Annotated in this window: 15 protein-coding genes; 5 read left to right on the top strand and 10 right to left on the bottom strand. The window is 47.6% G+C overall.

What is annotated here, in order from left to right:
• Window positions 1–77: 77 nt before the first annotated feature.
• The 6 genes from BP727_RS12290 to BP727_RS12265 form a co-directional block, all read right to left on the bottom strand.
• Complete coding sequence (locus tag BP727_RS12290; RefSeq protein WP_286859056.1) at window positions 78–218, bottom strand: hypothetical protein; 141 nt, start codon at window positions 216–218, stop codon at window positions 78–80.
• 136 nt (window positions 219–354) lie between these two features.
• Window positions 355–504 carry a hypothetical protein gene (locus BP727_RS12285; protein WP_286859054.1) on the bottom strand — a complete coding sequence of 50 codons (150 nt, stop codon included), beginning with the start codon at window positions 502–504 and terminating at the stop codon, window positions 355–357.
• On the bottom strand, window positions 501–2,276 hold the full coding sequence (locus tag BP727_RS12280; protein WP_286859052.1) for a DNA polymerase: 1,776 nt from the start codon (window positions 2,274–2,276) through the stop codon (window positions 501–503). Before BP727_RS12280 ends, BP727_RS12285 begins: the two co-directional genes overlap by 4 nt.
• Window positions 2,273–3,985, bottom strand: coding sequence for a DNA primase family protein (locus tag BP727_RS12275; protein ID WP_286859050.1), 1,713 nt, complete (start codon window positions 3,983–3,985; stop codon window positions 2,273–2,275). The genes BP727_RS12280 and BP727_RS12275 overlap by 4 nt, the downstream gene beginning before the upstream one ends.
• A gap of 2 nt (window positions 3,986–3,987) precedes the next feature.
• Window positions 3,988–4,137, bottom strand: a complete 150-nt coding sequence (locus tag BP727_RS12270; RefSeq protein ID WP_286859048.1) for a hypothetical protein — start codon at window positions 4,135–4,137, stop codon at window positions 3,988–3,990.
• A 285-nt stretch (window positions 4,138–4,422) separates the two neighbouring features.
• Window positions 4,423–4,653, bottom strand: coding sequence for a hypothetical protein (locus BP727_RS12265; protein WP_286859046.1), 231 nt, complete (start codon window positions 4,651–4,653; stop codon window positions 4,423–4,425).
• A 523-nt stretch (window positions 4,654–5,176) separates the two neighbouring features.
• Here BP727_RS12265 and BP727_RS12260 point away from each other — a divergent pair.
• From BP727_RS12260 to BP727_RS13700, 3 genes are all read left to right on the top strand, one after another.
• Window positions 5,177–5,956, top strand: a complete 780-nt coding sequence (locus BP727_RS12260; RefSeq protein ID WP_286859045.1) for a MarR family transcriptional regulator — start codon at window positions 5,177–5,179, stop codon at window positions 5,954–5,956.
• Between the two features lie 169 nt (window positions 5,957–6,125).
• Window positions 6,126–6,272, top strand: coding sequence for a hypothetical protein (locus BP727_RS12255; RefSeq protein ID WP_286859043.1), 147 nt, complete (start codon window positions 6,126–6,128; stop codon window positions 6,270–6,272).
• The gene (locus BP727_RS13700; protein WP_394339417.1) at window positions 6,269–6,553 is read left to right on the top strand and encodes a type II toxin-antitoxin system RelE family toxin; all 285 of its coding nucleotides are present in this window, start codon (window positions 6,269–6,271) and stop codon (window positions 6,551–6,553) included. The genes BP727_RS12255 and BP727_RS13700 overlap by 4 nt, the downstream gene beginning before the upstream one ends.
• Here BP727_RS13700 and BP727_RS12250 read toward each other — a convergent pair.
• A complete protein-coding gene (locus BP727_RS12250; protein WP_286859041.1) occupies window positions 6,550–7,461 on the bottom strand; it encodes a tyrosine-type recombinase/integrase in 912 nt (303 codons plus the stop codon). The genes BP727_RS13700 and BP727_RS12250 overlap by 4 nt on opposite strands.
• Entirely contained in the window at window positions 7,449–7,775 is a 327-nt protein-coding gene (locus tag BP727_RS12245) for a hypothetical protein (protein ID WP_286859039.1), read from the bottom strand. The genes BP727_RS12250 and BP727_RS12245 overlap by 13 nt, the downstream gene beginning before the upstream one ends.
• A gap of 444 nt (window positions 7,776–8,219) precedes the next feature.
• Here BP727_RS12245 and BP727_RS12240 point away from each other — a divergent pair, with 444 nt between their 5' ends.
• A complete protein-coding gene (locus tag BP727_RS12240; RefSeq protein WP_013718843.1) occupies window positions 8,220–8,438 on the top strand; it encodes a hypothetical protein in 219 nt (72 codons plus the stop codon).
• Window positions 8,439–8,848: 410 nt separating this feature from the next.
• Here BP727_RS12240 and BP727_RS12235 read toward each other — a convergent pair whose 3' ends face one another.
• Window positions 8,849–9,841: a hypothetical protein gene (locus tag BP727_RS12235; protein ID WP_286859036.1), complete on the bottom strand. Its 993-nt coding sequence runs from the start codon at window positions 9,839–9,841 to the stop codon at window positions 8,849–8,851.
• A gap of 481 nt (window positions 9,842–10,322) precedes the next feature.
• Window positions 10,323–10,565 carry a hypothetical protein gene (locus BP727_RS12230; RefSeq protein WP_286859034.1) on the bottom strand — a complete coding sequence of 81 codons (243 nt, stop codon included), beginning with the start codon at window positions 10,563–10,565 and terminating at the stop codon, window positions 10,323–10,325.
• A gap of 76 nt (window positions 10,566–10,641) precedes the next feature.
• On the opposite strand from BP727_RS12230, the gene BP727_RS12225 reads away from it, so the two are divergent.
• A partial coding sequence (locus tag BP727_RS12225; RefSeq protein ID WP_286859032.1) for a F420-dependent methylenetetrahydromethanopterin dehydrogenase occupies window positions 10,642–11,131 on the top strand: 490 nt, incomplete at its 3' end.

Raw genomic sequence — 11,131 nt, 5'->3', positions numbered from 1 at the left:
ATTCTTCTCCAGAAGCCAGCCGCTTTATGATTTCCTCGCTCTGAGGATGGGCTTCAATCTTGCTTTTCCTCCCCATCTCAGCTCTCCCTCATATGGGCTCGGATCGCTTCAAGCGGTATGGAGTAGCATTGGGCTAACACCTCCGGGCCTTCCAGCCTAAGGATCTCTTCAAGCAACGTCCGGTTGCCGCCGTCGCATATAGGACAATAAGGTCTCATCAGCTCTCCTCGATCTGTGGCTTGTCGTATTGCCGCCTATCGTAGGCCGCTTGCTTCCGGACTTTCCGCCTCAGGTTCCGCTCGTTTGCTTTCATGATGTTCATTCTAGCTCCTCGTGAGTGACATTTCCCTTTGCTCATACTGCTCCTGCTCCTGGTCTCCTGCCTCCAAGTAGTTCCTCTATTTCGCTATCAATCACCGCGATCTCATCCGCTGCCTGCGAAATGGATTCAAGAAGATATGTCCGGATCTTTCGCAGACCGGCGACGGCCTCAGGTTCGGTCATGCGCCGGCCTCCGCAAAGGACCAGTTAGTGCCGATCTTTACATCTGCTGCGCATGGGGCATCCCGGAAGATCTCTCCTGCTGCTGCCATGAACACCCTATTGACCAGCTCAGAGCACTCCTCAGCTCGTTCCTTTGGGCACTCCAAGAGTACAGAATCATGCAGGGACAGAAGGAAATTGAAATCCTGGTATTCAGGCTTACAGAACTCCTTATACAGTAATCCTGATGCCAGTTTGAAGAGGTCCACGCCGGTTGCCTGAATGGGGATATTAATTAGCCGGTTCTTCAATTTTTTATGAAGCATTCCGGTAGCTTCATCCCTGCGTGGGACATACTCCAACCTGCCTAATGCTGATCTGGCAACAAGGTACTCCCTGCTGTTAACCACCACTCTCAGAGCCTTATTTTTGCATCTATCCCAATACGCCAACAGTCCCGGATAGCCAGCCTTGAAAGCATCCAGATATGTTATGGCCTCATCCTTTGTAATGCCGGGGATAGCTTCCATGAGATAGGGAATGCCTCCCCCGTACAATGCACCAAAATTGATCACCTTCGCAGTCTTGCGCTGCTCTGTTGTGACTTCATCGACTGGAACGCCAAAGACTTTAGCTGCAGTGACCTTGTGCAGGTCTGCACCCTCACGGTAGAGCTTTAGCAGGGTTGGCTCACCTGAGATCTCAGCAGCCAAACGCATCTCAATATTAGAGTAGTCACATTCTACCAAAGCCCTCCCTGGTGCAGCCTTGAAGAGGTACCTCAGATCTTTGCTAATCTGTTGGGCATTAGGACCACTGGAGGTATATCGGCCCGTCCTGGTGCCGATCTGCTGATAGCTGCTGTACAGCCGCCCCTGGTCGTGATTCTTCAGCCAGGATCGTAAAAACCGCTGTTGCATCTCATATTTCTTGATATCACGAAGGAGTCCTGCCAGAGGTTTATCCGGTTGCTGTTGCAGAAGGGCCTTTATTGTGGCCTCGGATGAGTCTTTAACATCATCATAGACCGCCTGCAAGAGGGCCTTCAGGTGCTGTGAACTACTCAAATTCAGTTTCCGGCGCTTCTTATCCTTGCTCGGAGATACCCAGCCAGCCTCATTCGCAATAGCCCTGATTTCCTTCTCTAAGCCGCCTATAACGTCAGTCAGAGATGCTATTTTAGCCTGCACCCCAGGGATATCCAGCGGCAGACCCATCTGCATAGCCTCCACTGTTATGGGTATGCAGTCAAACTCAATCTGGGCCACCCTGGAGAGGCCTTTAGCCTCAAGCAGATCCTTCAGTACTGGATATAGCTTGATCAAAATTTCAGAGTCCTTGAGGGCATACTGCAGCTGTTCTTCTTTAAGAATCCCGGACCAGTCAGAGGTTTGTAGAGACTTATCCAGGTCCACCCCCAGAACATCTTTTGCCACGGCCCCCAGGCCGGAATGTTTCAGGCTGTTCTCATAGAGCCCGGCTATCAGCAGTTGGTAGGCGACCATGGTATCAAAGAGACTGACCACTGGAAATCTATGGCCCACTGCTGCTCGGATGAGCCCAAGATCATATGCCAGGTTATGGCCAATCTTAACCACCTCAGGATTTGCCAGCACAGGAAGCAGCCGGCGGTACTCATCAGGCTGCAGGATACCAGAGGCGGATTCTGTAGCATATGTCAGAAGTTTTGGCGTAGCCTTCCGTGCGTCCAGTCGCGTTTTTGGCTTCCCCTTACCACCATGGATCAGGGTCTCCCCGCCAGCAGTCTCAAAGTCAAATGCCAATAGCTTCATTCTGCTGCCTCCGGGAACTCTGCCAGGAACCTGTCCAAGCTGCTCTTACCACCATCAGCCAGGAACTCTTCAACCACTGAAGGGACCGGATGTATATCCGGTTTAACCGGATTGAAAATCGGATCACCACCAGGCCTCTTGCTATCGGAAACCGGATTAAATGGGTCATTTTGACCATTTTTACATTCTTCTCCATAGAGAGGACCAAAGGAGGCATGTATATCCCCCCATGTACCTTCTACATTAGATTCTAATCCGGTATATCCGGTAATCAATATCTGTTGACTATGTTCTAATCCGGTATTCAATCCGGTCTTATCCGGTTTTAATCCGGTATGCAAATCCTTGATAACCTCATCAAACTTATCTTTATCAAATGTGAGGCCTGGGTACACGGTAACGGTCTTTTTGTCAATAGTAGTCTCTATTCCTGGTTTATTTTCACAATGGTGCTTGATATATTTGCCAAACTGCCTAGCATCCACCTGGTTGCCCATGATCAAATCGCACCACCTCAGAAAATGGCCGTAGATATCCTTTACTGGTATCCGTACGCTTCTTGATTCAGGATAATAGGTACAGAACAGGTCAAGAAAGCTGGTTACGCTGTCTACCTGCTGCCTGTATTCCTCGTATTGGCCCTTGGTTTGATGGATTCGCTTATTCTTGATGATTATAGGCAGCCTGGTAAGGAGCAGATTCAATAATCCTGATAATTCTTCAGGGGTTGTGATTTTCTCCTCAATATCAGGGTCCATTTTTCTCTGATTAGGCTCTCCATGGTCTATTTCGGGAACAAATTTGTATGGCAATTTGATCTCTACAAACCGCCTCCGAAAGGCCCAGGTGGTATCGGTAAATCTAGGGACCGCATTACCTTTGAAAATTAATTTGGTCCAGCCCTTGAATCTTGCTCGGTCTTTATTTTTTACATCTGCAGATATCCAGTCTCCTCCAGAAATCTCCTTAATCCTGGAGGTTCCTGATTTTTTGACTGCCTCAATCTCCTGCCCGATGCTGTACCGGGCATTCTTCAGAGAGGATAACGCAAACGGTCTCTCTACCAGTTCATTGAGTGGTATGGCTTCAGTACTTTCAGCCCCATAAAATGCCTGCAGCAGGTGAATGAGCGTAGATGATCCGCTGGAACCATGGCCAATCAGGAAAGCGATGTAATGAAGCGCCTTTCTATATGCACCACTGGCTATAATGTCAATCAACGTTATTCTATCGTTGCTGCTTGGGGTGACGCTCTCGATGAACTTGATTATCTCGGGGCATCGAGCATTTTTATCATAGTGCACTGCCAGTTTATCAGTAATCAAATCCTGTCGGGCATAGGGCCGGAATGATCCAGTGCTACAGTCTATCACTCCATTGTCTACCCCCAGTAACGATGGATTTGGGTTAAATGTGACGGGGGATAGTCGCAACTTGGAGCCTATACGGTCTAGAATCTCATTGACCAGTCTCTTATCCGCTAGATCTCCTGCTGTTGAATAGATTAAGTCCTTGATGTACTCCTTTCCCTGGTTCTGGTAGATTTGACCGTCAAAGTACCATATGCTATCGTCACCACCAGTCATAACCAATGTCAATTTATCACAGAGGCTTTTGGCCGCTTTTGATGGGGATAGCTCTGCAATTATCCCCCCACTGGATGTTGTGGTTTTGGTGGTGAGGTCGTCTATGGTAATGGGAGGTTGCATTTTTAGCCCCCTCGGAACTGGTCACGGTAGCAGTCCCTCTCAGCCTCAAGGAAGATGGCCCTCTCACGCCAATAATGAGCATCGGCAATGGCCTTGCTCAGTTGGCCCCTCAGCTTGGCATTTTCCGCTTGTATTTGGGTTTCGCTGACCATCAGCACCGCCTCCACTGCCGCGCGCTCACATGGCCGGGCCTTTTCCTAGGAATGGTCTTTAACGGCTCCTTGCTCACCAGGCCCTCAGCATCCACCTGGAAGGCCGCTAGACCATGATACCGCCCTTCATCTACCCATTCCAGCCACTCATTTTTGCGCCTGCCGGAGCTGAGGATGAAGTTGGGTCTCGGGCTAAATAATGAAATCCAGGCCGGGAAAGCCACCGCAGAGAGATAGCTTTCGCCCGCATGGGCGGTCCAAGGACCGCTTGAAGTCTCCAGCGCGTCAGGCATCGTTTACCTCGCGAACATGATATCCATCCAGCCTGAGCACTGCAATCTCATGGCCCACCAGGGCGGTCAGCTTCGGCTCCATCTCCCCAGGCAAAGAAATTGCCCCCCATGAGAACATGGCGACGGCGAAACCTTCTAGAATCAGAACCCGGAGGAGTTCACCGCGAGCCTCAGAGTACTCTGGCAACCGGCGGGGCTCGCTGTATGGCGGGAATGATCTCATGATCTCCTCCTGCATTGGCAAAGAGTGCTATTATCGAAATAGCGCCGTGTGTCGGGATCAAACGACAGGGGAAAGAAGCCGCCACAATCGGCACATGCCTTCGGAGAAATCCTTTTATCCTTTGAATGAGAGGTATGCATAATGAACTCCTGGTTGCCTGCCTGGTGTTCTGCTTTGGATTGCGCCGCCTGATGCTGGTAACATCGGGCACTTTATTCTTTTCATGCTATCTCCGGGGCTTCGATTCTTAGCGATCCATCCATTTGAGCAATCACACGAAGCCTATCACCTTTCACAACCCCACGGCTCTTAATCCAGGATTTTGGCAAGCACAGCAAAGCCGCCCCTTGATAATCCTGTACACGTCTTGTCCCTAAGTCAAGCTCCATGCCCGTATACTAATATACTCTAAATATATATAGAAATAGGTACAAAAATAATGGTTGTATGACAACCGTTTCTTTGTCAACCATTTCTGCATATCGAAAGATATTTTAATGAATAGCTTGTAGAATATCTTTGAATGGCAATTGAGGACTTCGGATTCAACCAAACTGAGTTAAAGGTCTTGGCTTTTTTGGGTGATGAAAAGGGGCATGCGCAATGGGAAATATGCGATATATTGAAGCTTGATAAGGCTTATGCATCGAAGACCTTGAAGGGACTAAAGAACAGTGGGCTAATTTTTAGCGAAGAAAGATCTTTGATTCGACCTGGGAAACGCGGGCCTCAAATCGAATACCCTTATTACATCCAGAAAGAGCAATTGCCAGTCATCACCAAAACGATTCTTCAGAAGATAAAGCATTACCTTAGCATGTCTCAATCGACTTTTTCCAAGCGAGAATTGTTAAGAGCGGAAGGCACCTTAACACCAACACTCGAACGTGAGCTTTCATCAAGAGCACTTCATTACTATGGCGCTGCGGAAATAATCATGGGGATCTTTAAGGACACGCTGTATAGAGACTGTTTATCAGAAATTTATAATATGGATCATATTACCTATGACGCCGCTCATGATCTCATTTGTAGTGAGTCGGGTATTATATGGCTACATGGGGGGAAGCCAGATAAAATGTGCCCGGTCGCTGCTTTTCAAACACTGGTCTCAAATATTGAGCATGAAAAAGATGTCGAAGCTGAAAGAAGAATGCTTGAAACCGATCCAATTGCCTTTCAGAAGATAAAAGAGCTATGGGATAAAGGCGCAAGAACTGACATTTATAAAGCTTTGGATTATTCGCAAGATGCCACAATTGCCCAAATCAACCAAATGCTTGATCGCGACGAAATATCTTAATCCTTTCGATCGGTGGTAAGATATGTGATTTTGAGACAGCAAGATAGCCCCGCCCGCTCTCTCTTTTCTGCCTTAGTTCTATGACATTTTTATCAATTGCACGAAGAATGTCATAGAACGATCCCGCCTTATCGAAACCTATATCTCTCCTGCAAGATGAGTACATACCATGGCCGGCTTAACCAAGATCCAGGATGTCACAATTGATGAGATCGAGCTGGAAGCATGTGAGATTGAGGAGCTTGACAGGCTGGCAGAAGAGACCCGCAAGTGTGGCATATCCTGGGAAGACCTCAAGGCTGAACTTGGTCTATGAGCTTTTGTGTTCGCTTAGATAAAAAAATCAGGCTTTATATATTATCTCTTCCTCGATCCCATCAGGTAAAAATCGGGAAGCTAATCGACAGTCTTAGCGAGAATCCCTATCCATTAAGAACCAAAATCGTTGCTCTTTCTTCAACCAATTTTGATATCAAAAAATGTAAAGGCCAAAAAAACCGATTCCGGGCTAGAATCGGTGAATACAGGCTCATTTATCAAGTCGAGGAGTCACAAGTTCTCGTATTGAAACTCGACGCCAGGGGAGATATCTACTAAATCCCCAACTGCGGAATGCACGCCAGGTAAGCCTCTTTCAGCTCCTTCAGGTCGATGTGGTTATAGAGATCGAAAGCCTCTTTCCGGCTGTCGCCCCTCAGCTCCTTGATATACTCTCTCCTCATTCCCGCTCTGAAGAGATGGGTGCAGTACCAATGTCTGCATGCGTGAGGGGAAAAGTGATCCTCCAGCCGCTTAGAATCGGGATTGTGCAGGCCAGCGCGCCTGGCGGCCTCTACCACCAGGTTATAGACTCCGGACCTGTTAAGCCTCTTTCCTTCGTGATTCAAGAATAGAGCAGTGCTGCCTTTCTTGTTCGTACCTTCCCGGACCTTCAACCACCGCCTGAGGAGATAAGCGCACTCATCATCAAAGAATACCGTTCGGTTAGTCCGCTTCGCCGTGGGCTTCAATCTGATCATATTCTCGATCAGGTCCACATCAGAGATATCCAGGGTGATAAGTTCGTTCCGCCTTATGCCAGTCTTTGCCAGGAGTGCTATAATCGCCTTGTCTCTCACATTCAGGGTGGAATTGATCAGGTTGGCCATGTCGCCCACCGAAATGAGCTTACGCCCTTCTGGAGTCTCTTTGTAGCTCCTGATATACCGACTCCGAACCGGCCTCACGTAGTTTGCTTGGATCTGCTCCTTGAAAACCAGATATTCGCAGAGGGATGATAGAGCCGCTAGGTATCTCTTAACCGTCATTAGCGATAGTCCTTTGTCCAACCTCAGAGACTCTATGAAGCTAACGAGATCATCCTTATTGGCGGTTAGAAACCCCTTCCCACGGGCCGCCAGGTAATCCCCATAGGCACGGATGCATGTATGATATGAGTTTATGGACCGTTCTGCCATTCCTCGTATCTGGCAGTCTCTTTCAAAGTCCTTGATTATGCGATCCATTGCCAGCCCTTGCCGTCTGCCTTGATCAGATTGAACTTCTCCAGCTCTTCCAGTTGCTTTGAGACTGCCTTAATGGCCTCTGCTTCACCGGGATTGATCCCCAACAGCTCGAGTATCTGGTAGCTTCCCACGCGACCACGCGCCTTCAGGATGTCCACCAGCTCTTTTGAGAATGTGCGCACGCCCTTGAATGCCTCTGCCTGGAATGGTTCGGCCCGATAGCGCCGCAATTCGGCCTCATACCTCTGCAAAACTACCTCTTTTTGCCTCAGGTCGTCGCGCAGAGCCTTGTTATCAGCCTTCAAGGTCTCCATGTCTTTGACCAGTTTATGCCGTGGTTGACCTCCGTCCTCTTCTGCTAACCTCTCCTCAATAATCGAAGCGCACCAGGCCGATAGAGGAGTATTCGCCTTTCCTGCCAGGGCCTGCCACTCATCTTTTTGGGCTTTAGACTTACAATAGAGCCAAATATATCGCGATCTGTCCGGTTTAACCACGTGCTCACCTGATATGGATAAGGCTCTGATGGTATATAAGTGTTACCTGTAAAATAGAGATAACATCCCGGTCCGGGCGTTTTATTTCCTGTAAGAATTAGCCTAAGAAAACGATTTCATTTGGCTATTCTCTGAGATCTGAACACACTTTCCTTGATTTGCCCATTTGTATCTTATTCATACATTCTATTATGTAAAAATGGTTTATTGATATTGTTTTCTGGCAAATCTACTTAATCTTGCACGCAGTATATGTTATCCATGGCAGGAGTCCTTGAGCAGCTAATCAGGCAGCAAAATAGGGTAGTGCACCGTGATCTGAAGGCTATGGAGCTGGAAGCCGCCAAGGAGATTCTGGCAGAGGTCTTTAGGGTTCCGCTCTCGGAGGTTGATGAGATGATCCGATGCCGTTTCGAAGTTGAAGGCGTGGACCCTAAAGAAAAAGGGCTATGGCCTCAAGAGTTTTGCTTGGAAGGGTAGGATAATTTCAAGCATCATTATACCGCCCGAGATCACTATCCTGCCTTCCCTTCACAACCACGGCCAAGCACCTGCGGAAATGCCGGCTTTTTGCAGGCTAACCGGTGAAATAGCCCTGAAATAAAGCAGATGCTTAATGTGGTCACGCTGCGTAACTGCAGCTGCCCCGCAAGGATCTCTCACCCCGACTCTCTGGGAACCTAAAACAGAGTTTTAAATAGAGTTACGATAATTCTGATCAAGGGGATCTGGTCAACGAAAGCCCGACGATTTAGGGATTCCATAAAACCGGATGTGAGGGCGTGCGGCCCGAAGCTACTCCATCCTCTAAGGCGGGGTGGCAGCACGCAAGTTTGATTTAACAAATCCAGGATATGGCTAAATCTGGTGAATCTCCATTTCGATCGCAGTTATGGTCTAAACGTATCTCTTGACACATAAGGCAGGACTATTGTTGATGTGAACCCATCTAACCTCTGCTTGCCGCCAAAGTGCCCATTTAAATCCGTCTGTCCAGCTATTCCCTCCTCGAATATTAATCTATCAGATTCTTCCCGAACATTATAGAGATTCTCGCCAAACTCATTTGGGTAATAATCCTGGGGCAGTCTCTTGATTCGCTCCAATAAGTCTCTCCATTTCTGATCATTCATTCTGCCATCAGAGTTTAAGTTCTCATCAAATTCAAGATGTAGGCCATATACGTCAAAGTAATGCATTTCCAGAGCCTTTTTAAGCTCATCGGATATAAAATATATTAAATAATATAGCTCTCTTAACTTAAAATTATAAGAGTTTGCAGACTTAACATTCCCATTATGCCTGGGATGAATGTGGTCATCCGGGCCAACGGTTCTTACACCAGCAACAGCTTCCATATAGAATCCCATAATAACATGGGATCTATCCTGAAAATACTCTTCGTGGATGGTATTGCTTGTATGCTTCAATTTGTTGTAGAGTTCCCTAAAATATTTCAGCTCGTTCTTTGTACCATTATGGAATTCAGTCCCAACACGGTAGATTTGATCGGGGTGCCTTCTTTCATTTTCCAGCCATCTCCAAATAAACTCGTTTTCGGATGGAGGAATATGTTGTTTACAACAACCAAGCATAATTTCATAGCACGAGTCATAAAACTTAAAGAAGTTATTAAGCAAACTTCTAAATTTTCTATCCAAGATGTTTATATCATTATAATTAAGTTGATTCTCTTCAAGCTCTTTTAGCAAATCAATGAAATCCATTATCACATAGTAAGTAGCCAGTCCAAAGACACCAGCAGGATGTCTCACTTTATAATCAGTATATATGTAATCTGGTGCAGAAGTACTCGATAGATATCCGACAACTTCCGGGATTAATCCCAAATTTCTTCTTTTTTCTATTATCAATCGAGGCATGATTGCTAATTCATTCCCTCCAATTTAAAACTATCATAGACCTCTCTAACACGGGGAGGGAGGCAAAAACACTCCCCTGGAAGGCATCTATGAAATTACAGTATGCACCTAAAACTATGAATTTTCAAGTATTTCATGGCAACAGACCCTTATAGGAGTCTAAAGGTCGTTCGCCTCACCAGAATCCTACGTGAGGATTGCTTTGATAAGAGTCTAGATCCACCAACGGCTCCATGTACCTTGCCTGGCATTCAGCGCCGCCAGAGAGATCGCCGCAATCGGGGAAGGTGAAAGTCGATTCTAGGGCATTACAAAATTATAAAAATTGATTATAATTATTCGAGAGCCTACGGCTTCAGCCTTCAGCTTCCAGGCTATCTGCAAAGCCGTCTCATGGTCCATTTTTTTGCAGTTTTCAAAATGCACGTTCAGGATCTTGCCGCCTTCTCTTTATGAGGCCATCCAGTAATGATAAACCTTATCACTCTTCTTTGGTTCTTTTCAGCTTCTCCATCTGACAGATATGCAGATCTTCCAGCCTGGCAGCTCTCTCAAGGGTCCCAGCTTCATCCTTTGGCTCATCGGCCTGCTGCAGCTTCCGAACCTCTCTCTGGGCAATTGGCAGGATCTTGGGTGCTTTTGCGGCTATGCGTGCATCTCTCTCCTGATGATCAAAGGCCTGAACCTGCCTTTGAAGCGGGAAAGCCCAGATCCAAGATTCCATCCGACGATCGGCTGCCGGCAATTATCCGCATTGGAAAACAAAATCCTTTTATCTTCCCCATGACTTCTCTACCGGCATGTTCAAGATCGGCTTTGTGAAGCTGGGAAACATAGCCACCTCTACGGCTATCGATCTGTCCCTGGATGAGATCGCAGAGAGAACGGATATAGAGTTCAAGATCATCAGCTTCGGCCCCAAGATGACTGAGAAGGAGGGAAAGGCTGCAGAAGAGCTGAAGGCCTGGCAGCCTCAACTGGTAGTTATCAGCAGCCCCAATGCCGCTACCGCAGGCCCCACCGCCGCCCGGGAGGCATACCGTGGCATTCCAACTATCATCATCTCCGACGGTCCGAGTAAAAAAGAGGCCAGAGAGGCTCTATCAGCCGAAGGCTACGGCTATATCATTCTTCCCATGGACCCCCTCATCGGAGCGAAGAGGGAGTTCCTTGATCCAGCGGAGATGGCCCTCTTCAACTCTGATGCCCTGCGCGTCCTGGCCGCCTGCGGAGCCATCCGTCTGGTGGAGGAGGAGCTGGACAGGAGCATAGCCAGCATCATCTCCGGAC

Origin of the sequence: Methanosaeta sp. UBA356, from assembly GCF_002496465.1 — an archaeon.
Lineage (GTDB): Archaea > Halobacteriota > Methanosarcinia > Methanotrichales > Methanotrichaceae > Methanothrix > Methanothrix soehngenii.
Note: the sequence above shows the minus strand (reverse complement) of the source record. Positions and strands in the feature narration are given on the sequence as shown.